The sequence below is a fragment of the Pseudarthrobacter phenanthrenivorans genome (assembly GCF_000813845.1).
GTDB lineage: Bacteria > Actinomycetota > Actinomycetes > Actinomycetales > Micrococcaceae > Arthrobacter > Arthrobacter phenanthrenivorans_B.
This window is the reverse complement of sequence record NZ_JWTB01000019.1, coordinates 220,281-241,065: the sequence shown is the minus strand read 5'-3', so window position 1 is coordinate 241,065 and position 20,785 is coordinate 220,281. Positions and strand designations below refer to the sequence as shown.

Annotated in this window: 18 protein-coding genes; 10 read left to right on the top strand and 8 right to left on the bottom strand. The window is 64.7% G+C overall.

The genetic code is table 11. The annotated features are described in order from the left end of the window. Nucleotides 1–22: 22 nt before the first annotated feature. Together RM50_RS10845 and RM50_RS10840 are read right to left on the bottom strand one after the other, a co-directional pair. The gene (locus tag RM50_RS10845; protein ID WP_043452480.1) at nt 23–967 is read right to left on the bottom strand and encodes a metallophosphoesterase; all 945 of its coding nucleotides are present in this window, start codon (nt 965–967) and stop codon (nt 23–25) included. Between the two features lie 6 nt (nt 968–973). Next, entirely contained in the window at nt 974–3,292 is a 2,319-nt protein-coding gene (locus RM50_RS10840) for a transglycosylase domain-containing protein (protein ID WP_043452478.1), read from the bottom strand. Nucleotides 3,293–3,329: 37 nt separating this feature from the next. Between RM50_RS10840 and RM50_RS10835 the strand changes: the two genes are divergently transcribed. From RM50_RS10835 to RM50_RS10800, 8 genes are all read left to right on the top strand, one after another. Then, nucleotides 3,330–3,485: a DUF4177 domain-containing protein gene (locus RM50_RS10835; protein WP_009359196.1), complete on the top strand. Its 156-nt coding sequence runs from the start codon at nt 3,330–3,332 to the stop codon at nt 3,483–3,485. Continuing rightward, nucleotides 3,485–4,018 carry a RidA family protein gene (locus RM50_RS10830; RefSeq protein ID WP_043452475.1) on the top strand — a complete coding sequence of 178 codons (534 nt, stop codon included), beginning with the start codon at nt 3,485–3,487 and terminating at the stop codon, nt 4,016–4,018. The genes RM50_RS10835 and RM50_RS10830 overlap by 1 nt, the downstream gene beginning before the upstream one ends. A 15-nt stretch (nt 4,019–4,033) precedes the next feature. Further along, nucleotides 4,034–4,945 (top strand): NUDIX hydrolase, encoded by a 912-nt coding sequence (locus tag RM50_RS10825; RefSeq protein WP_043452474.1) that lies wholly within the window; start codon nt 4,034–4,036, stop codon nt 4,943–4,945. Nucleotides 4,946–5,004: 59 nt separating this feature from the next. Then, a complete protein-coding gene (locus tag RM50_RS10820) occupies nt 5,005–6,006 on the top strand; it encodes a LacI family DNA-binding transcriptional regulator (protein WP_043452472.1) in 1,002 nt (333 codons plus the stop codon). Nucleotides 6,007–6,222: 216 nt separating this feature from the next. Beyond that, the gene (locus RM50_RS10815; RefSeq protein WP_043452471.1) at nt 6,223–7,557 is read left to right on the top strand and encodes an extracellular solute-binding protein; all 1,335 of its coding nucleotides are present in this window, start codon (nt 6,223–6,225) and stop codon (nt 7,555–7,557) included. Between the two features lie 97 nt (nt 7,558–7,654). Beyond that, complete coding sequence (locus tag RM50_RS10810; protein ID WP_052260139.1) at nt 7,655–8,563, top strand: carbohydrate ABC transporter permease; 909 nt, start codon at nt 7,655–7,657, stop codon at nt 8,561–8,563. A gap of 2 nt (nt 8,564–8,565) precedes the next feature. Beyond that, entirely contained in the window at nt 8,566–9,462 is an 897-nt protein-coding gene (locus tag RM50_RS10805; RefSeq protein WP_043452470.1) for a carbohydrate ABC transporter permease, read from the top strand. Between the two features lie 55 nt (nt 9,463–9,517). Further along, complete coding sequence (locus RM50_RS10800) at nt 9,518–11,056, top strand: alpha-N-arabinofuranosidase (protein WP_043452469.1); 1,539 nt, start codon at nt 9,518–9,520, stop codon at nt 11,054–11,056. Nucleotides 11,057–11,108: 52 nt separating this feature from the next. On the opposite strand, the gene RM50_RS10795 is transcribed toward RM50_RS10800, so the two are convergent. After that, nucleotides 11,109–11,786 (bottom strand): Crp/Fnr family transcriptional regulator, encoded by a 678-nt coding sequence (locus RM50_RS10795; protein ID WP_011775987.1) that lies wholly within the window; start codon nt 11,784–11,786, stop codon nt 11,109–11,111. Nucleotides 11,787–11,981: 195 nt separating this feature from the next. Between RM50_RS10795 and RM50_RS10790 the strand changes: the two genes are divergently transcribed. After that, complete coding sequence (locus RM50_RS10790) at nt 11,982–13,166, top strand: MarP family serine protease (protein ID WP_043452467.1); 1,185 nt, start codon at nt 11,982–11,984, stop codon at nt 13,164–13,166. 9 nt (nt 13,167–13,175) lie between these two features. Here the strand turns inward: RM50_RS10790 and aroQ are convergent, their stop codons facing one another. The 5 genes from aroQ to RM50_RS10765 all read right to left on the bottom strand — a co-directional run bounded on the left by aroQ (nt 13,176) and on the right by RM50_RS10765 (nt 19,394). After that, nucleotides 13,176–13,640, bottom strand: coding sequence for a type II 3-dehydroquinate dehydratase (gene aroQ / locus RM50_RS10785; protein WP_043452466.1), 465 nt, complete (start codon nt 13,638–13,640; stop codon nt 13,176–13,178). Nucleotides 13,641–13,758: 118 nt separating this feature from the next. Continuing rightward, complete coding sequence (locus RM50_RS10780) at nt 13,759–15,951, bottom strand: alpha-galactosidase (RefSeq protein ID WP_043452465.1); 2,193 nt, start codon at nt 15,949–15,951, stop codon at nt 13,759–13,761. Between the two features lie 151 nt (nt 15,952–16,102). Continuing rightward, nucleotides 16,103–17,443: an ABC transporter substrate-binding protein gene (locus tag RM50_RS10775; protein ID WP_043452464.1), complete on the bottom strand. Its 1,341-nt coding sequence runs from the start codon at nt 17,441–17,443 to the stop codon at nt 16,103–16,105. 84 nt (nt 17,444–17,527) lie between these two features. Continuing rightward, nucleotides 17,528–18,451 carry a carbohydrate ABC transporter permease gene (locus RM50_RS10770; protein WP_043452463.1) on the bottom strand — a complete coding sequence of 308 codons (924 nt, stop codon included), beginning with the start codon at nt 18,449–18,451 and terminating at the stop codon, nt 17,528–17,530. 10 nt (nt 18,452–18,461) lie between these two features. After that, nucleotides 18,462–19,394: a carbohydrate ABC transporter permease gene (locus RM50_RS10765; RefSeq protein ID WP_043452462.1), complete on the bottom strand. Its 933-nt coding sequence runs from the start codon at nt 19,392–19,394 to the stop codon at nt 18,462–18,464. A 183-nt stretch (nt 19,395–19,577) separates the two neighbouring features. On the opposite strand from RM50_RS10765, the gene RM50_RS10760 reads away from it, so the two are divergent. Continuing rightward, nucleotides 19,578–20,780, top strand: coding sequence for a Gfo/Idh/MocA family protein (locus tag RM50_RS10760; RefSeq protein WP_043452460.1), 1,203 nt, complete (start codon nt 19,578–19,580; stop codon nt 20,778–20,780). Nucleotides 20,781–20,785: the final 5 nt, after the last annotated feature.

The following is a 20,785-nucleotide window of genomic DNA, read 5'->3' as shown; positions in this document are numbered from 1 at the left end:
TGCGGACCGTAATGCGTGCGGTTCAACTGGGGGAGGTGAGGGTCAGCAGGACGGCCTCGGGCTTGCAGGCGATCCTGACCGGGGCGAAGCGCGAGGTGCCGATGCCGCCCGAGACGTTGACCGGCGTCGTGCTTCCGTTGCTGGACCAGTCGTGGAGGCCCTTTGCCCGCCACGTGGGGATGTCGCAGTTGGCCACCAGGGCGCCGTAGCCGGGGATGCACAGCTGGCCGCCGTGCGTGTGCCCGGCCAGCAGCAGGTCCGCGCCGCTTTCCGTGAAGTGGTCCAGCACCCGCTGGTAGGGCGCGTGGATGACAGCAACCTTGAGGTGGTCCTTGGCGTCCTGGCTTACTGTTCCGCGGGGCCAGCCCGCGTACCGTTCCCGGTTCAGGTGGGGGTCGTCAACGCCGGAAAAATCGAAGCGCATGCCCTTGAGGACCAGGGACTGGCTCCGGTTGGTGAGGTCCACCCAGCCGCTCATGCCAAAGCCGGAACGGAGCCGTGGCCAGTCGAGGGCCACCGGTTCGGGTTTCGCCTTGGATGGTCCCAGCAGATATGACGCCGGGTTTTTCGGCGTGGGCGCAAAGTAGTCGTTGGATCCGGGGACAAAGACGCCGGGGAACTGCAGCAGCGGCTTCAAGGCATCCAGCAGCGGATCCACCGCCTTGGCGTGGCTGAGGTTGTCGCCGGTGTTGACCACCAGGTCCGGCCGGAGCCCGGCCAGCGACCCCAGCCAGTCAGCCTTCTTGTGTTGCCCGGGTACGAAGTGGATGTCGCTTAGGTGCAGGATGCGGAACGGGTCCCTGCCGGGTGGCAGGATGGCGAGGGTTTCCTCGCGAAGGACGAACTGGTTCTTTTCCCACAGGCCATACCCGAAGGCGGCCATGCCGGCTGCAGCTCCGGCGCCGGCAGTGACGGCAAAGCCGCGCCCGAAGGAACGGGCGCGGCTTGCCAGGCTATCGATGCTCATGCGCGGTTAGCCGTTGCCCTTTCCATTGTTCCCGTTGCCATTGCTGGTGGGGGCGGGGGCCGGCGCCTGGGTCGCGGGAGCCTGGGTAACCTGCGGGGCCGGAGCCTGGGTTGCCTGGGGAGCTGTCGTGGCCGGTGTGGTGGTCCGGGTGGTCCCGTTGACCATGTTGCTCGGCGGAGCCGGGAACGGATTGGCGCCGTACCCGGGGGCGACCTTTGCCATGTAGTTGGAGAACATGGGGCCGGCGATCATGTAGCCGTCAATGCCTTGGTAGAACTTGCCGTTGACGGTGATGTTCTGGCCGGCACGGCCCTGGTTGCCCAACGGGTCACCAAACCAGGCAGCGGTGGCCAGGCCGGTGGTGTGGCCCACCACCCAGGTGGAGCCGTTGTTGTTGGATGTACCGGTCTTGGCGCCGATCGGGAAGCTGGTCTTGGTCGAGATGCGGGGCTGGATCAGGGAGCCTGAACCCCGGTTCAACACTTCCTGCAGCGCGTAGTTCACGCCGCGGGCAACCTCCGGCTTGATGGCATCGCGGCAGCTGCTCGACTGCGCCGGAAGCTGTTTGCCGCTGGCATCGACCACCGAGGTGATGGCGATGGGTTCGCAGTACTTGCCGTCATTCGCGAAGGTGGCGAACGCACTGGCCATGGTGAGCGGGGACGTCTGGGTGGACCCCAGCAGGTTGCCCAGCGTCATCATGTTGATCTTGGGGTTCGGTTCATCCGCAGACGGGAGGCCGCTGTGCAGGCCTACGGCATCCGCAATCTTCTGGATCCCACAGAAGTCCAGCTGTGCTGCCGACGCAAACGTCACGGTATTGATGGAGTTGTAAAGTCCCTCCAGGACGGTCAACGGCTTGTACCACTGCGGTTCGGCGTTCTGCAGGTCATCGGCGGCGTCCAGGCGTGCGTTCTTTTGGGCCGTGCTGTAGGCACCCTGGACCTTCCCGCAGGTGTTCTTCCACGGGTAGCCGATGGGGTAGACGCGCTGGGCTGCGTTGACCACGGTGTTCATGCTCTTGCCCTCATTGAGCCACTCCGCGAAAGTGAAGGGCTTCATGGTGGATCCCGGCTGGAAGCCACCGACACCGTTGAGGTCGTTTCCGTCCTTGTCGAGCTGGTCAACGTTGAAGTTCAACTGGGAATTGAAGCCCCCCGCGCCGGCCAGGAACGAGGTGTTCTGGGCCATGGAGATGATCTTGCCCGTACCCGGTTGCACCGACACCATCGAGGCGCCCCACTTGTCCGGGTTGGCTCCGGCAGCGGCATCGGCCTGCTCCTGGGCTGTGGCCTGGGCCTTGGGGTCCAGGGTGGTGGTGATGGTCAGGCCGCCGCCGTAGATGACGTGCTGCCGTTCCTCTTTGTCCGCGCCGTAGGCCGGGTTGTTCTCCAGCAGGTGCAGGACGTAGTCACAGAAGTACGGGGCGGACGCGGCATAGGCGCAACCCTGCTTGGGCTGGGTCACCTTGGGCTCCACCGGTGTTGCGACGGCAGCCTCGTATTCCTCGGGGGTGATCTTCTTCTGGTCCTTCATCAGCCCCAGCACCAGGTCGCGGCGCTGCTTGGACTTCTCGGGGTTGGTGATGGGGTCGAAGGCCGACGGGCTGTTCACCAGGCCGGCAAGGAGTGCCGCCTGAGGCAGGGTCAGATCCTTGGCGGTGGTGCTGAAGAAGTAGCGGGAAGCGGCTTCGATGCCGTACGCGTCACGGTTGAAGAACACGATGTTCAGGTAGCCCTCAAGGATCTGGTCCTTGCTGAACTCCTTTTCAAGGGCGATGGAAAGCTTCATTTCGCGGAGCTTGTCGCCCACGCCCTTGTTGACGCCGTTGAGCTTGATCTGGTCTTCCTCGCCGGCGGCGGCGAGGTTCGCGTTGAGGACGTTGTTGACGTACTGCTGCGTGATGGTTGAAGCGCCCTGCTTGTTGCCGCGTGCGGTGGCGACCAGTGCACGCAGGATACCCGTGGTGTCCACGCCGCCGTGCTCGTAGAAGCGGCTGTCCTCCACGGCGATGATGGCGTTCTTCATGTTCGGGGAAATCTGGTCCAGCGGGACCTTGGTGCGGTTCTCCGTGTAAACGCTGGCGATCTCGCTGCCGTCCGCCGCCAGGATCCTGGTGGTCTGGCTCGGCGGATCGACCTTCAGCTCCGCCGGGAGGGAGTCGAAGAAGTCGATGGAACCGCTTGCCGCACTGCCTGAAACGGCCGCGGCGGGGACCAGCAGGCCGGCCACCAGGACACCGCAAATCGCGCTCACACCAAGGAAAAGAAGGATTTTACCCAGTGTGGTGGCAGTGTCGAATAAGGGGTTGTTGCGAGTCGCCATGTTTTCCACTTTACCGGCAACGGCTACGCTTTCTCTCATGACCAAATGGGAGTACGCGACGATTCCGCTCATCATTCACGCCACAAAGCAGATCCTGGACCAGTGGGGAGAGGACGGCTGGGAGCTCGTCCAGGTAGTCCCCGGACCGGACGGCAACGGCCTTGTCGCCTACCTCAAGAGGGAGAAGCAGTAATGAGCACACCCGCAGAAGCCCAGCCCAGCGCCGCAACGGCGCCCGTATCCGCCGTCGAGCAGCGCCTCGCGGAACTGGGCATCACCCTTCCGGAGGTCGCCGCCCCGGTGGCCTCCTACGTTCCCGCCGTTGTTACCGGAAGCCATGTCTACACCTCGGGCCAGCTGCCGTTTATTAACGGCAAACTCGAAGCTACGGGCAAGGTGTCGGCCGGTACCGAAGGGTTCGCCGACGAGCCCACGGTCTCCCCGGAGGACGCGCAGAAGTACGCTGCCGTCTGTGCTGTCAACGCCCTCGCCGCCGTCAAGAGCGTCATCGGGGACCTGGACCGGATCACCCGCATCGTCAAGGTTGTTGGATTCGTCGCTTCGGATGCTTCGTTCACGGGCCAGCCCGCCGTCGTCAATGGCGCTTCGGAACTGCTGGGCCGCGTCCTTGGTGACGCCGGGCAGCATGCCCGTTCCGCCGTCGGCGTTGCCGTACTTCCGCTCGACTCTCCCGTTGAGGTCGAGCTGATTGCCGAATTCAGCTAAGACCGGACTATTCCCTTGCCACACCTCGCACGACGCCTTTTTGCACTTCCCCAGGATCTTGAAGGGGCAGCGCAAAGCTGGCTCGAACACGGCGAGCGGACCCCCCGCGCCGCCCGCTACGCCTCATCCGTAGTCCTCCTGCGTGATTCGCCCACCGGCCTGGAGACATGGCTGGGTTACCGGCCCGGCTCCTCGCCGCTGGGCGTGCTCGCGTTCCCCGGCGGTTCCCTGGACCCGGCCGACGACGACGCCATGGGTTGGCTGGGTCCGTCGCCGCAGCATTGGGCCGAGCAGATGGGGACCGACGACGTGGGGCTGGCACGACGCCACGTGGTGGGTGCGGTCCGGGAGCTGTTTGAGGAAACGGGAATACTGCTGGCCGGTCCCGACATGTCCAACACTGTGGAGGCCACCTCCACACCCGAATGGATGCGTGCCCGCATAGCGGTGGCCGACCAGGAGAAGACGCTTGCCCAGGTGCTGGGCAAGCGTGGCCTGTCCTTGCGCACGGACCTGCTCAAATCCCTCGTTAACTGGCGCAGCCCCGACTTTGCGCACCGCCGGTTCGACACCCGGTACTTCGCGGCCACCGTGCCGCTCGGCCAGGAGCCGTCGCTGCTTGAGGGCAAGGGTGTCTGGGGCAGGTGGGTCAACGTGGCGCAGGTGATCCATGACCGGAACACCAGCGCGCTGGGAGACGAGGCGGGCCAGGAGAATACCGTGGGCCGCCCCCTGGGTGAACTGCTGGTTCCCGGGTCCGAAATCATGCTCGAGAAGATGGCGTCTGCCAATGGCTGCATCGCCTACCTGAGCTACAAACGCAAGCCGCATGTGTACCAGCCCACTCTGGTCGAGGAAGACGGCAAGCTCATGCTCGAAGTGGAGGCCGCCAAAACAGTGGCGGGGGACCACCAGCGCGAACGCTGACGCGCCGGCGGTCAGAGTAACATCGTTCAAAAGCCACACCGGGGAGCAAGGGGGCGCCGTTGCGGGCGACGGTCAAGGACGTAGCGCGCCTGGCAGGGGTTTCGCCAAAGACGGTCTCGAACGTCATGAACGGAATCGTCCCGGTCAGTGGTCCCACCCGCCTCAGGGTTGAGCAGGCCATGGCGGAGCTGGATTACGTTCCCAATCTGTCTGCCCGGGGGCTGCGGAACGGCAGGTCAGGCGTCATTGCGCTGGCGTTGCCTGACCTGGCTACTCCCTACTCGGCGGAAATCGCGCACAACGTGGTTGAAGTGGCCCACGAACAGGGGTGGAGCGTCCAGATCGAGGAGACGGGATCCGATCCCACCCGCGAATACGAACTGATGTCGCGTGCCCGCTCCAACCTGATCGACGGGCTCATCCTCAACCCCGTGGTACTGGACGAAAGTGCCGTCAAAGTCGGAGTCTCCCTTCCTCCGGTGGTGCTGCTGGGGGAGGTCACCCAGAAGCTCGCGGACCGCGTGTGGGTGGACAGTGTCGCGGCAGCCCGTGACATGACCCTGGCACTGGGGAGGACGGGCAGGCGCCGTATCGCCGTCCTCGGCGCCGCGGAGGGCAGGGGTTCCGCTGCAGCCATACTGCGCACCCGCGGGTACCAGGCTGCTTTGGCGGTACTCGGCATCCCCTGGGACGACTCCCTGATCATTCCCTGCGAGAAGTGGAGCCCGGATGCCGCGGCCAACGCGCTGACAGGCTATCTTGGCTCTCACCCCGTGCCTGATGCCCTCTTCTGTTTCACCGATTCGATGGCCATCGGCGCCCTCAGCGTCCTATGGAAGCGCGGCCTGAGGGTCCCGGAGGATGTAGCAGTGGCAGGCTTCGACGACATCGCAGATGCACAGTACGCCGTTCCGTCGCTGACAACCGTTTCGTTTAACAAGCGCCACGTGGCCAGTGAGGCCCTGCGCCTCCTCACGGAACGGATGGGCGACCGGGGAGGCCCCCAGAAGGTGGTTGCCGTGGACTACGAGATCGTCGAACGGGAAAGTACCCCCTCTTGAAATATCCCCTTCCCGGCCTTGCCTCGGCAGGCGGGAAATCGAGATAGCCCCGTCACTTTGCGAGCGCTAACAATTTTTCATTGCGGCTGTCATTACATCGATGTAACGTGAGGCGTGCGTCACACCGAAGCCGGCGGGACTGCAACGAGGGATATCCGGCAGCAACGGTTGTGGCAACGGAATGACTTTCAGCGGACCCATCCAAAGGAGTGACGGGTGAAGCAGTTTGATTTTTTCGACGACAGGCAACTGTCGAGGCGCCGGCTGTTGTCCGGAACCGCAGCGTTGGGAAGCGTGTTCGCCGCGGCGGCCTTGTCCGGATGCGGCGGAAACGCCTCCGCCGCGGCCCCCAGGGACATCCAGTTCTGGCATCTCCTGTCGGGTGGTGACGGCATCAAGATGCAGAACATGATCAGCAAGGTGAACGACGCCAACCCCGCGTTCAAGGTACATCCGACAGTTCTTGCCTGGGGCCCGCCCTACTACACCAAGCTGGCCATGGCATCCGCCGGCGGACGTCCGCCGCAGCTGGCCATCATGCATGCCAGCCGCGTTCCCGGCTATGCGCCCGGGGGCCTGATTGACCCGTGGGACCTGGACCTGCTGTCAGAGTTCGGTGTGACCAGCCAGAGCTTCGCGCCCAGGATCTGGGACAAGAGCCAGAACAACGGCAAAGTCTTCTCCATCGCCCTGGATTCGCACCCCTTTGTCATGTTCTACAACCGTGACGTGGCGGGAAAGGCAGGACTGCTTGGCAGCAACGGGCAGTTGCAGGAAGCGAAGTCCCCGCAGGAATTCATCAGCATCGCCCGGGAAATGCAGAAAGTGACCCAGGCGCACGGTCCGTCCTTTGGGTACCTCGGCAGCGGGTCACAGATGTGGCGCCTTTTCTACACCCTCTACCGGCAGCACGGGGCAAGCATGGAACTGACCCCCGGCAAGCCAATGGTGGCCGACAACGAGGCCGCCGTCGAGTCCCTGGAATTCATGACGTCACTGTTCGATGACACCATCGCGGCGCAAAGCGGCGACATCAGTACGGGCATCGCGGAATTCGCCCGCGGAGGATCAGGCATGCTCTTCAGCGGCGTTTGGGAGCTTCCCACCTTCAAGAAGGCGAACCTGCCCGTTGACGCTGCCACCATCCCCACGCTGTTCGGAACGCCGGCGGCCTACGCTGACTCGCATTCCTTCGTGCTTCCCCGGCAGCTGAACGTCGACGACGCCAAGCGCCGCGACGTCTACAAATTCGTCAGCGACATCCTCAAAGGCTCGCTTTCCTGGGCCGAGGCAGGACATATCCCCGCCTTCCAGCCGGTGGTGCAATCCCAGGCCTACCGCGAACTCACGCCCCAGATCCACTACGCCAACGCTGCAGACATCATCGCCTACGACCCGGAGGCCTGGTTCAGCGGATCGGGCTCCGACTGGCAAACGTACTTTGCGGAGACCGTGCAGAACGTGCTCCTCGGCCGCGACAAGGCAACTGATGGCTGGGATGCCTTCGTGCGGCGTACCAACACCCTGCTTTCCCGTCCCAACCCGGTTTGAACCGCCAAGCGACACAGGAGTCCAAATGAGTTCCGTAGCAACATCACACAACAGTGAGGGTCCGGCGGATTCGCTGCCCGGGCTGCCCCGCCCAAGAATGTCCAGGCAGGCGGGGTCCAGGACCGCCGGGTCCCGTTCCCAGGGAAGCAGGGACAACCTCAACGGCTGGGCTTTTGCCGCACCGTTCCTGGCATTTTTCCTGGTCTTCCTCGTCTGGCCCCTCCTTTACGGGCTGTACATGAGCTTGACCGGCAAGTCCCTTACCGGCGCCAACGACAGCCTGATCGGGCTGGCGAATTACAGCGAAGCCCTCGCCGACTCCGACATGTGGCATTCGCTGGGCAACACCCTCTACTTCACGGTCATCAGCACCGTCCCGCTGGTGGTCGTTGCCTTGGTCATGGCCGCCTTGGTCAATGTTGGACTGCCCGCGCAATGGCTGTGGCGGCTGTCCTACTTTGCCCCGTACCTGCTGGCCTCCACTGTTGTCTCCCTGTTCTTTACCTGGATGTACAACCCCCAGCTGGGCCTGATCAACGACTCGCTGGCCAAAATAGGGCTGCCGAAAGTTGCGTGGCTGAACGACCCCGGCGTCGCGATGTGGGCAATCGTCATCGCCACACTGTGGTGGACGGTGGGCTTCAACTTCCTCCTGTACCTGGCGGCGATGCAGAACATTCCCGCCCAGCATTATGAGGCGGCGTCGCTGGACGGCGCCGGTGCCTGGCGGCAGTTCTTCTCCATCACCCTGCCGCAGCTGGCCCCCACCACCGTGATGATCGTGCTCCTCCAGATCCTGGCGTCGCTGAAGATTTTTGACCAGGTCTACCAAATGACAGCCGGCGGCCCCGGCGGCGCCACCCGGCCCGTGGTGCAGTACATCTTCGAAACCGGCTTCACCGGATACCGCCTGGGTTACTCGGCAGCCATCTCCTACATCTTCTTCGGACTGATCGTGGCGGTTTCGGTCATCCAGTTCTTCATCACCCGCCGCAGGAGTGCATAGCCATGGCAACTGAAACCCTCGCCCGCCCTGTTCCCTCCACGGCCACGCCGTCCGCAGGCGGCAGGAACGGCCGCAGGATGAGCCCCGGCCGCGTTGCGGTCCTGGCAGTCGCCGCCCTGCTGGCCGTCCTCTGGATGGTGCCCTTCGCCTGGGCAACCGCCACTGCTTTCAAGAGCGAGACTGATGCCGCCGCTCCGAAGATCAGCTGGATCCCGCCGTCGGGCTTCACCGCCGATGCCTTCGTCAAGGTGTTCCAGGACGGCAACATCCCGCTGTGGACCTGGAATTCGCTGTACACCTCGGCGGCCATCACGGTGATCACGCTGGTCATTTCCGCGCTGGTGGCCTACGCGCTGTCCCGCATCGACTTCCGGGGCAAGAAGGTCCTGATGACCGTAATCATCGCGTCCATCATCGTTCCCCCGCCGGTCCTGATCATCCCGCTGTTCTACCAAATGGTGGCACTGCACCTGATCGACACCTCGTGGGCCATCATCTTGCCGCAGGTCATCCACCCAGCCATGGTGTTCGTGCTTAAGAAGTTCTTCGACCAGATCCCGCGCGAGCTCGAAGAAGCCGCGGTCATGGACGGCGCCAGCCGGATGCGGATTTTCCTCCAGGTCATCCTTCCGCTGTCCCGCCCCATCCTCGCGGCCGTGGCAATCTTCGTATTCATCGGCGCCTGGAACAACTTCCTCTGGCCGTTCATCGCCACCAACGACGGGTCCGTCCTGACTCTCCCCGTGGGGCTGCAGACCATCAAGAGCGCCTACGGCATCCAGTACGCCCAGAACATGGCGTCCGCGTTGCTCGCGGCCCTGCCGCTGATCCTGCTTTTCCTGTTCTTCCAGCGCCAGATCATCAAAGGCGTTGCGACGACGGGACTCGCCGGCACCTGACGCCCACCTTCGCTTTCCACCACCTGCCTGAAGTTCAACCAAGGAGATCATTCTTATGTCCCGCGCCAGAATTACCCTCGACCGCGACTTCACCATCGGCGAAGTGCCCCGGCGCCTTTTTGGCTCCTTCGTGGAGCACATGGGCCGCTGCGTCTATACCGGCATCTACGAACCGGGCCACCCGGAGGCCGACGAAAACGGCTTCCGCCAGGACGTCCTCAAGCTCGTCAAGGAGCTCGGCGCCACCGTGGTCCGCTATCCCGGCGGCAACTTCGTATCCGGCTATGACTGGGAAGATGGAATTGGCCCCCGCGAAGACCGGCCGCGCAGGCTTGACGGGGCCTGGCACACCCTGGAAACCAACGCCTTCGGCCTCCACGAGTTCGTGGACTGGTCCCGCCAGGCCGGTACCGAAATCATGGAAGCCATCAACCTGGGAACCCGGGGAGTGGACGCCGCCCGCGCCATCGTCGAGTACGCCAACCATCCCGGCGGAACCCGCCTTTCAGACCTGCGGGCAAAGAACGGACACAAGGATCCGTTCAACATCAAGCTCTGGTGCCTGGGCAATGAAATGGACGGCCCCTGGCAGATCGGGCACAAGACGGCCGAAGAGTACGGCCGCCTTGCGCAGGAAGCAGCCAAGGCGATGAGGTTCGTGGACCCGGACATCGAACTTGTAGCGTGCGGAAGCTCGAACTCCGGCATGCCTACCTTCGGCGCCTGGGAGCAGACCGTCCTGACTCACGCCTACGACGAAGTCGACTATGTTTCACTGCACGCCTACTACCAGGAGCAGGACGGGGACGTCGGCAGCTTCCTGGCCAGCGCCGTCGACACCGACTACTTCATCGAATCCGTCATCGCCACCGCCGACGCGGTCCGGGCCAAGGGCAAGCACAAGAAGCACATCAACCTGTCCTTCGACGAGTGGAATGTCTGGTACCAGCGGGGCCTGGATACGGAGGACCAGCCGCACAACGTGACCAAGGCCGGCTGGCGTGAACACCCGCGGGTCATCGAGGACAAGTACAACGTGACGGACGCCGTCGTTGTGGGCACCCTCCTCAATTCGCTGCTCCGCCATGGCGACCGGGTCAAAATCGCCAACCAGGCGCAGCTGGTCAACGTCATCGCCCCCATCTTCAGCGAGGAGAACGGTCCGGCCTGGCGGCAAACGATCTTCCACCCGTTCTCCAGGATGGCGGAACTGGCGAAGGGCCGGATCCTGCGGTTGTCAGTTGATTCCGACAAGTACGCCAATACCCGGTTTGGTGATACCGACCTGGTGGACGTCAGCGCCACGTGGAACGAGGAAACAGGCCGCGTTGCATTGTTCTTTGCCAACCGCGGCCTGGATGAGGCTGCGGACGTGGAGGTGGCCCTGCGGGGCTTTGACGCGCAGCGGGTAATCCGGGCCGAAGTGCTGGAGATCCCGGACGGCGGCGACCGCTTCAGCATCAACAACCAGGAGAATCCGGATCGCGTGGGCCTGAAGCCGCTGGACGGAGCAAAGGCGCATGGCTCCGAACTGCGGCTCAGCCTTCCCGCGTTGTCCTGGGCGGTCGTCGAACTGGACGTGGTGAAGAACTGATCGGCTAAAACACGAGAAAGGCCGCCCCTCGGGGCGGCCTTTCTCGTGGGGTCTAGCGCGAGCGCTGGCGGAGGCGCTGCATGTCCAGGATGACCACTGCGCGGGCCTCCAGGCGGAGCCAGCCACGCTGGACGAATTCGGCCAGGGCCTTGTTCACCGTTTCGCGGGACGCACCCACGAGCTGTGCCAGTTCCTCCTGCGTGAGCTCGTGCGCCACCAGGACGCCGTCCGTTGCCGGGCGGCCGAAGCGGTCTGCAAGGTCCAGCAGGGCCTTGGCCACGCGGCCGGGGACGTCGGAGAAGACGAGGTCGGACAGGGAGTCGTTGGTGCGCCGCAGGCGGCGGGCCAGGGCCTGCAGCAGCTGGGCCGAGACCTCGGGCCGGGTGCGCAGCAGGGCGTTCAGGCTTTCGTTCTTGAGCCCGGCCAGCCGGGTCTCGGAAACGGCCGTGGCAGTGGCGGTGCGGGGGCTGGGATCGAACAGCGCCATCTCGCCGAAGAGCTCACCCGGGCCGAGGATGGCCAGCAGGGACTCGCGGCCATCGGGGGAGGTGCGGCCGAGCTTCACCTTGCCGGAGACGATGAAGTAGAGCTGGTCGCCCTGGTCTCCTTCGCGGAACACCGACGCGCCGCGGGACAGGTCCACCTCGGTGAGCTCATCCGTCAGCAGGCGGAATGCGTCGTCGTCGAGCGTGGCGAAAAGGGGTGCTCGGCGCAGTACCTCGATGTCCATGAAATCTCCTGAGTAAAAGTATCGGCTGTGGCGCTTGTGCCATTGTTTCAGAATTTTCAACGTTCTGTGACGAACTTGGCAGCCGAAACGCCCGCGGGCAGCCGGTCGTGGGCCTCCCGCGCGGTGCTGCACCCCACAGAGGATTGTCAGCGTCCGCCACTAGAATGGGGGTTCAACTGTTAATAAGGAGCCTTTGTGGTCGGCCTGACTGTCCTGGACCTCGTCCTGATCCTGGCGCTGTTGTCATATCTGGTCTATGGCCTCCGCAACGGGTTCCTGGTCACCGTTGGCGGCCTCGCCGGGTTTGCCGCCGGCGCCGTCGCCGCCTTCTTCGCCGTCCCCCTCGTCAGCTCGTTCGTAGCGGACTCCGGGTGGAGGCTGACCGCCATCATCGCCGCCGCCGTCGTCCTGATGGCATTGGGCCACGGCCTGGGCACCATGGTGGGGCGGCAACTCCGGGGCGTGGTGCGGATTGGCCCGCTCCGGGCGGTGGACCGGCTGGTCGGCGGCGTGCTCAACCTCGTGGTCTCCGCGCTGGTGATGTCCATGCTGGCATTCAGCGTCAGTTCCCTCGGCGTGCCGGTGGTCTCGCAGCAGCTGGCCGAATCCAAGGTCATCCGCTTCATCGAGGGGCTGACCCCCACCCCGGTCAAGGCCACCATGGCGGAGCTGCGTTCCACGGTGATCGGCAACGGCATCCCCACGCTGCTTGAGGGGCTGGACCAGGGCCAGAAGGTCCAGGTCCCCAACACGAGCACCAACACCCCCGCGTTGAACAAAGCGGCGCAGTCCGTGCTGAGGATCGCGGGCACGGCCTATGAATGCGGCCAGAACCAGACCGGCAGCGGTTTTGTCGTGTCCCCGGACCGCGTGGTGACCAACGCGCACGTGGTGGCCGGAGTGTCGCAGCCGGTGGTGGAGATGCCCGACGGCGGTGCGATGCCCGGCCGTGTGGTCTACTTCGACACCCGGCGGGACCTGGCAGTCCTGGCCGTGGACAACCTGCCGTCCCAGCCGTTGCCGCTGGGCCGCGACCTCCCCGGCGGCAGCCAGGCCGCGTTCGCCGGGTATCCGCACGGCGGACCGTTCCAGTCCAAGCCCGCCACCGTCCAGGACATCGCCACCGTCCTGGTCCCGGACATCTATGGCAACAACCCTTCGCCGGAGGACATCTACCGGCTGGCGGGGGACGTCCAGCCCGGCAACTCGGGCGGCCCGCTGCTGACCGCTGACGGCCAGGTGGCCGGGGTGGTCTTCGCCAAGGCAACCTCGGACGCCGAAGTGGGATTCGCTATCACCATGAATGACCTGGAACCTGTCGTGGAGCAGGCGCCCGCACTGTCATCTCCGGTGTCCTCTGGGCAGTGCATCCAGAAGTGACCCTTCCGGTTACAGGACTTCGGCCAGGTAGTCGATGGCCAGCTTGTAGCCGAATACGCCGGCGCCCACGATAACGGCCGCACACACCGGCGACAGGTATGAGTGGTGCCGGAATTCCTCGCGCTGGTGCACATTGGTGATGTGTACCTCGACGGCGGGAAGCTGGACGGCTGCCAGGGCGTCACGCAGCGCCACGGAGGTGTGCGTGAAAGCCCCCGCGTTCAGGACGATTCCGGCGGCCGTGCCGCGCGCGGCGTGGATGGCGTCCAGCAGGACGCCTTCGTGGTTGGACTGGACACAGTCCACGGCGAAGCCATGCTGCTTTGCGGCGGACGCTGCCAGCTGTTCCACATCGGCAAGGGTTGACGTGCCGTACTTCTCGGGTTCCCGCGTGCCGAGCAGGTTCAGGTTGGGGCCATTAATGACCAGGATGGTGCCGCGGCCGGCGCCGGCGGTGGAGGAGGCTTCAGTCATGCCTGCAAATCTATCGGCTGGCCCGGTCCGCCGCGCATTTTTACGCCGGCACACACCATCGACTGCTGAGTACTTGTCGTTCTGAAGCTCCAAAACGACAAGTACGCGGCAATGGATGTCAGAGGGCCGTGACCTTCAGCAGCAGGGCGTGCTCCGGGTTGAGGACCGGCATCGGCAGCCCCACCTCGGCCAGGAAGCGGCCGCCTGCAACAGCGCCGTCGGCGAGCCAGGACGGGGGCTGCGCCTGGGTGAAGGTGTGCGCGTAATCGTCGTCCTCCGGGACAGGAGCGATGAGCTCCACCCGGTAATTCCGCTCCGGTTCCAGGCCGGGAAGTCCCATGCGCCCCGGCTGCTCGGCAGCGGAGGTGCGGGTGCTGACGACGGCGAACAGGGCCGCCGTCGTTCCTTCCGCTACAGAGCCTTCCGCCACCACGCCGTGCAGCAGGAACGACTCGTCAGCCACGTCGGCGTTGACCCGCCGGCCGCTGTGGACCAGGCCCCGGTGCTCCTTGTACAGCCCCACAATCCGCCGAAGTTCTTCGCGTTCCTTTCCCTGCACGCCCCGCACATCCCACTCCATTCCGAAGTGGCCAAAGAAGGCGGTGATGGCGCGGAAGGACAGGTCATGGGTGCGGGCCGTGGTGTGCGAGGTGGTGGGTCCGATGTGGCTGCCCACCAGCTCCGGCGGTACCACCGCCCCGGTCCACCGCTGGATGGTCTGCCGCTCCAGCGCATCGTTGCAGTCGGAGGCCCAGATCCGGTCTGTCCGCTCCAGGATCCCCAGGTCAACCCGGGCGCCACCCGAGGAGCAGCTTTCGATTTCGACGCCGGGATGGGCCTTGCGGAGCTCGTCGAACAGCCGGTACGCGGCAAGGGTCTGCTCGTGGACGGACGCGCGGCCCGCATGGCCGTGCTCCACGAGGTCCCGGTTCTGGTCCCACTTCAGGTAGCTGATGTTGTTTTCAGACAGGAGGGCATCGATGCGGTCGTAGATGTACTGCCACGCAGCGGGGTTCACGAGGTCAATCACATGCTGGTTGCGCCATTCGAGCGGCAGCCGGCCGCCGTCCTTGTGCGCTGCCGCCGACGGGCGCACGATCCATTCAGGGTGGGCGCGGGCGATATCGGAGTTCAGGTTCACCATTTCCGGTTCCACCCACAACCCGAACTCCATCCCGCGCGACGTGACGGCGTCGATCAGGGGTGCCAGGCCGTCCGGCCAGAGGGTGTCATCCACATACCAGTCGCCCAGGCCTGCATGGTCGTCGCGGCGCCCGCGGAACCAGCCGTCGTCGAGCACGAAGCGCTCCACGCCGAGGTCGGCGGCCGATTCTGCCAGCTCGGTGAGGACGTCCAGGTTGTGGTTGAAGTAGACCGCTTCCCAGACGTTGAGGACGACCGGCCGGGCCTTGCCGGCGTGCAGGCCGGTGGACGCGGCCGGCAGCACGTGATGTGGCCGGGAGCGGAACCAGCTGTAGAAGGCCTCGGTGATGCCGTCCAGGCCGCGGTCCGAGTAGGCGGCGAACAGGGCGGGCGTGGAGTAGCCGGCCCCGGGTTCGAGGACGACTTCCGCAGGGCCGAGGAGTTCCGAGCCGCCGATCATGGTCCGGCCGTCGCCGATGGTGTCCGCGAACTGTTCGTGGTTGCCGCTCCACGCCAAATGCGTCGCCCAGACCTTGCCGTGGCGGTTGCCGAAGCCCCGGGTGCCGGCGGCGAACAAGAGGGAGGAGTCGTGACCGGTGCGGCCGTGCCGTCCGCTCCGGACCCAGGTGCCCTGCTGGATGGCGTGCCGCTGCGGGTGGCGTTCCCGGCACCACCGTCCGGTCAGGTCGAGAAGCTCGACGGCGTCCGGCGCCACGGGCAGGACGGTGGCCAGTTCATCCACCTGGAATGGGGTGGTGCCTTTGTTCGTCACGGTATGACGGAGTTCCAGCAGGCCGCCCTGGTGGAGTGCGAGGAAGGAGGCCACGCTGATGCCGGTGTCGGGATCGGCCTGCACGATGGTGGCGGTGTTGCCCTCCACTGATGCCGACGTGGTGCGGAGGCGGGACGAGAAGTCGTGGCCCGGGCCGTCGTCGGTCATCCTGTGGCCGCGCAGGGCGGGCCGCCCGCGCCAGGCGGAGGACGCCTGCGGGAGCAGGCCGGCGGGAACCCGGGCGTCAATCGACGACGGCGGAACGGCAGCGCCGAGGATGGCCAGGTCCGGCAGGGCAGGGCCCAGGTCGGCACCCCAGTGGATGACCTCGGCCTCCCCGCTGTCGAAGCTGATCACCAGGCTGGTGCCGGCGGAACGGAGATGCAGGGGATCCATAGGGAGGTCTCTTTCAGTGTTCAGCGTTGCGTCTTAAGTTACGCACAGGAGGGAAATCCGGGAAGGGGTGGCCGGGCGCCGCCGCCGCGAGGAGGAGGACGGCGTCGCCCGGCCGGTGGCTGCGACCACATACGCAGCCACGCTGGAGGGTTTACTTGAACAGGGCGTTGACCTGGTCATTGGCCTGCGTCAGGGAACCCGCCTTGGCCTTGCCGGACACCACGGCGTCCATGGCCGGCTTCATGATGCCGTCAACCTTGGCGGCGTTATCCGCGATCGGGTAAAGGAAGGTGGTGCCGTCCTTGACCTGCTGGCTGAATGGTGTCACGTCCACGCCCTTGGCCTTGAACGCTTCGACTGCCTTGTCGGCGGAGGTCTTGATCGCCGGGAAGACGACTGCCTTGGCAGCGACCACGTCCTGGCAAGCCGCGGACCCCAGGTATTCCACCCACTTGATGGCGGCCTCCGGCTTCTTGGTGCCGGCGTAGATGGAGTCCGCCAGGCCGTTGTACATGCTGGCGCGCTTGCCGTCGACTCCCGTAGGCGTCGGGGCGATTCCCACCTTGACATCCTTGTAGCCGGTGTACTGACCGATCATCCACGAACCGTTGGCATTGATGACGGACTTGCCGGCGGCAAAGGTGTCCGCCATGCTGGCGCCCACCGTGGTTTCAAGCTTTGGCATGTATCCCTTGTCCACCAGCCCCGCGAACCAGTCAATGCTTTCCTGGAACGTGGGGTCGTCGTAGTTGAAATGCTTGCCCCACGGGTTCTTGTCCGTGTGCGTCCAGCCGGTGGTGCCGGTCAGGTAGCTCCACTCGGTCTGGCCCTGGCCGGAGCCGGACCCGTTGAGGCCGAGACCGTAAACGGCCACATTGTTCTTGTCGAAGCCCGGCTCGTCGCCGCGCTTGCCGTTCTTGTCCACGGTCAGGTGGGCGATCGTCTTTTCGTATGTGCCGCCGTCCTGGGGGTTCCAGGTCAGGTTGGCCATCTGTTCGGGGGTGACGCCGGCGTCGGCAGCAAGTTTGGTGTTGTAGAACAGTGCGATGGTGTCCCAGTCCTTGGGGAGGCCGTACCGTTTGCCGTCCTGGCCTACCCAGAGGTCAGCCAGCCCGGAGTTGTAGATGCCGGTGTCGATGTTGTCCTTCTTGACGGCGTCATCCAGGGCGAGCAGTTGCTTGTTCTTGATGAATTCGGGGTATTTGCCCAGGTGGTCGGTGAAGACGTCCGGAGCGGTGCCCGCCACGAAGCCGTTGGTGAGGGTACCCCAGTAATCGTCCCAGCCGCGCTGGGTGACCTTGACGGTGATATCCGGGTTGGCCTTGTGGAAGTCGTCAGCGCACTGCTTGTACGCCGGGAGCTGGTTGGCATCCCACAGCCAGTAGTTGATTTCGCCCTTGCCGGCCTCGGCTGATCCGCCGCCTCCGCAGGCCGAGAGCGCCAGGACTGCGGCTGCCGCTGCGGCCAGGGAGGTGAGTGCTTTCTTTTTCATGGGTGTTCCTTTCACAGTGCCTCCGGGCAGGCCGCCATGGCCCGGCGCCGGGGATGGGACGGGTGGGTTATGCGGGAAGGAGGGTTACTTTATGCCGGAGAAGCCGATGGAGTTGACGATCTTCTTGCCGAATGCGGCGAACAGGATCAGGACGGGCAGGGCGGAGACCAGGGTGGCTGCCATCAGCCCGGACCAGTCCGGTGCGCCTTGCGGCGACTGGGATTTGAAGACGCCCAGGCCCACAGTGAGGACACGGACGGATTCTTCCTGGCCCACCAGCAAGGGCCAGAAGTACTCGTTCCACTGCCCGATGAAGGTCAGCAGGGCGAGCGTGGCGATGGGTGCTGCGGCGTTGGGCAGGATGATCTGGAAGAAGATGCGAAGGTGCTTGGCGCCGTCGAGCATGGCCGCTTCCTCCACCTCGCGGGACATGTTCAGGAAGAACTGCCGGAGGAAGAAGATGGCGAACGGGGTCATGAAGATGTAGGGGAGTACCAGCCCCGCCAGGGTGTTGAGCAGGCCCAGGTTCTTGATCAGCAGGAAGTTGGGCAGGGCCGTGAAGATCGGCGGCACCATCATGGTGGCCAGGAACAGGCTGAACACCAGGTTCCGTCCCCGCCACCGCAGCCGGGCGAAAGCGTAGGCCGCCATGGCGCTGAAGAACACAGCCCCCATGGTGGTGATGGAGGCGAAGAGCACGGAATTGCGGAGGTAGATCCAGAAGTCGATCTGGGCGCCGGAGCCGCCCTCGGCAACAGCTTCCTCCGGTGACTGCAGGCCGAAGACGCGCTTGAAGGCGCCCAGGTTGAAGTCAGCCGGGAGCAGGTTGGTGGCATTGCCGGCAAGTGACCCGTTGGTGGACAGCGCAGTCCGCAGGATCCAGTAGAACGGGAGGACGGATACGGCGACGGCGAGGGCGACGAGGGCCCACGCGGCGGCACGGCGCCACCTGAACGGACGGCGGCGGCCCGCGGCCCGGGCTGGGGCGGAAACTTTTGTAGTGGTCATGGAAGTGTCCTTAGTCCAGGTCTGATTCGTTGCCCTTGAGGAACTTCATCTGGATGAAGGCCACCAAGGCGAGGATGACGAAGAGGATGACTGCCAGGGCGGACCCGTATCCGAAGTCGGATTCCGTGAAGGCCTTTTGGTAGATGTAAAACTGCAGCACCCGGCTGGCGTTGACCGGACCGCCGAGGGTGGTCACGGCCACGGTGTCGAACACCTGGAAGGAGCCGATGACCGTGACGATCAGAACCAGGACCAGCACCGGACGCAGCAGCGGCACGGTGATTTTGCGGAAGGTCTGCCAGGGGGAGGCGCCATCCAGGTTGGCCACCTCGTAGACATGGTGGGGGATGGCCTGCAGGCCGGCGAAGAGCAGCAGCGCGGTGTAGCCCATATGCCGCCACGTATTGATGAGTGCCTGGGTGGGGATGGCCCATTCCTCGCTGCCGAAAAACGCCACCTTGGGCAGGCCGAAGGACTCGATGAAGTAGTTGACGATCCCGATCTGGTAGTCCAGCAGCCAGAACCAGAGGAGGGCAGCGATCACGTTGGCCATCAGATATGGCAGCAGGAGTGCGCCGCGGATCAGGGTTGATTTGGCCACCCGGTGCATCAGCAGGGCCAACCCCAGGGCGAGCGCGGTCTGCAGGACGATGTTGATCAGGACATACTGCGATGTCACTGCCAAGGCGTTCCAGAACAGGGGATCCTTGGCGATTGCTTCGTAGTTGCCGGTGCCGATCCACGTCGGGTCTCCGAGGATGCTGTATTCGGTGAAGCTGAGGTAGATGCCGCGAAGGGTCGGCACCAGGTAGAAGACGAGAAATCCGATCATTGCCGGAGCGATGAAGAACAGTGCGATCTTCAAATCACTGTGTCCCCGGCGCTTCAGCGACCGGCGCAGGGCGTGCTCTGCCGGGCTGGCGGTCCTGGTAAGGGTGGTCATCGTCGACCCTTTCCTAAGTGTGATGGAAGTAACAGGCTGCAACGCAATCTACACGAGTAGATCGATGATCTGCAAGAGGTTACTTTTTGTTTTTTTCCTGAGCGTTTTCGTGCATCCAATAGATATTGACTCGAGTAGATGCTGGTGCAAGACTCAAGCATCCCTAACGAAAGGCAAGAGACAATGACGTTCTCCATCGGCATCGTGGGCGCCGGCCAGTTCGGCTCCCAGTTTGCGCACCTCTTCAACCTCCATCCGGGTGTAAGCGCCGTCCATGTGGTGGACGAGCGCCCCGAGCGGGCCGCCGAGGCGGTTGAGCGCTACCACCTGGCGGGCCAGGAAGCCGACTTCGATGCCCTGCTGGCGTCCGACGTCGACGCCGTCGCCATCTTCACCCAGCGCTGGACCCACGGCCCGTTGGTGGAACGGGCCCTCCGCGCCGGCAAGCACGTCTACTCGGCCGTTCCCATGGCGGTTTCGGAGGAGGAGATCGAGCGCATCATCACCGCTGTCCGGGAGACCGGGAACGTCTACATGATGGGGGAGACCAGCTACTACAACCCCGCCACCGTCTACGCGCGCGAACAGCATGCTGCCGGCAAATTCGGCCGGATCTTCTACTCCGAGGGCGACTACGTCCACGACATGGACCTCGGCTTCTACGACGCGTACCAGTACAGCGGCGGTGAACGGTGGAAGGAAACGGCCAGCTACCCGCCCATGCTCTACCCCACGCACGCGATCGGAGGTGTCCTGGGCGCCATTCCGGCACACGCCGTGAGCGTCAGCTGCGTCGGGGTCAGGGACGGGCGGAACGACGGCGTGTTCGACAAGGACATCAGTATGTTCGGCAACGACTTCTCCAACGCCACGGCGCTCTTTGAACTGAGCGACGGCGGTGCGATGCGGACAAATGAAATGCGCCGCGTGGGCTACCCCTCCCATATCCGCGAATCCCGGTTCAGGTTCTTCGGCACGGAGGCGAGCTTCGAACAACTCGCCAAGGTCACCGTCTGGCAGGACAAGCAGGACGTCCACGACATCTCCGGGCAGATGGAAACCCGCCCCAGCATCCCGCTGGACGACCCGTCCCTGGCCCACGTTGCCCCCGAACTCCGGGACGCCTTCGTGTCAGGCCTGGCACCGGTGCACGACGCGGAAAGGCTGCCCGAAGAATTCCGCGGCGCCCCCAACGGGCATGAAGGCAGCCACCACTTCCTGGTGGACGACTTCGTGACCGCCGTCAACAGCCGCACCCTGCCCCCGATCAACGCGTGGGTGGCCGCCCGCTTCACCCTCCCCGGAATCGTGGCCCACCGGTCCGCCCAGCAGAACGGCGCGCGGCTGCCCATCCGCGACTTTGGTGATGCCCCGGCCAACTCCTAGCTAGC

Bases quoted from the DNA above. Each gene is read 5' to 3' on its own strand.
- RM50_RS10765 (WP_043452462.1), bottom strand. From the start codon at position 19,394: ATGACCACCCTTACCAGGACCGCCAGCCCGGCAGAGCACGCCCTGCGC.
- RM50_RS10805 (WP_043452470.1), top strand. From the start codon at position 8,566: ATGGCAACTGAAACCCTCGCCCGCCCTGTTCCCTCCACGGCCACGCCG.
- RM50_RS10780 (WP_043452465.1), bottom strand. From the start codon at position 15,951: ATGGATCCCCTGCATCTCCGTTCCGCCGGCACCAGCCTGGTGATCAGC.
- RM50_RS10840 (WP_043452478.1), bottom strand. From the start codon at position 3,292: ATGGCGACTCGCAACAACCCCTTATTCGACACTGCCACCACACTGGGT.
- RM50_RS10845 (WP_043452480.1), bottom strand. From the start codon at position 967: ATGAGCATCGATAGCCTGGCAAGCCGCGCCCGTTCCTTCGGGCGCGGC.
- RM50_RS10835 (WP_009359196.1), top strand. From the start codon at position 3,330: ATGACCAAATGGGAGTACGCGACGATTCCGCTCATCATTCACGCCACA.
- RM50_RS10760 (WP_043452460.1), top strand. From the start codon at position 19,578: ATGACGTTCTCCATCGGCATCGTGGGCGCCGGCCAGTTCGGCTCCCAG.
- RM50_RS10800 (WP_043452469.1), top strand. From the start codon at position 9,518: ATGTCCCGCGCCAGAATTACCCTCGACCGCGACTTCACCATCGGCGAA.
- aroQ (WP_043452466.1), bottom strand. From the start codon at position 13,640: ATGACTGAAGCCTCCTCCACCGCCGGCGCCGGCCGCGGCACCATCCTG.
- RM50_RS10775 (WP_043452464.1), bottom strand. From the start codon at position 17,443: ATGAAAAAGAAAGCACTCACCTCCCTGGCCGCAGCGGCAGCCGCAGTC.
- RM50_RS10830 (WP_043452475.1), top strand. From the start codon at position 3,485: ATGAGCACACCCGCAGAAGCCCAGCCCAGCGCCGCAACGGCGCCCGTA.
- RM50_RS10770 (WP_043452463.1), bottom strand. From the start codon at position 18,451: ATGACCACTACAAAAGTTTCCGCCCCAGCCCGGGCCGCGGGCCGCCGC.
- RM50_RS10810 (WP_052260139.1), top strand. From the start codon at position 7,655: ATGTCCAGGCAGGCGGGGTCCAGGACCGCCGGGTCCCGTTCCCAGGGA.
- RM50_RS10795 (WP_011775987.1), bottom strand. From the start codon at position 11,786: ATGGACATCGAGGTACTGCGCCGAGCACCCCTTTTCGCCACGCTCGAC.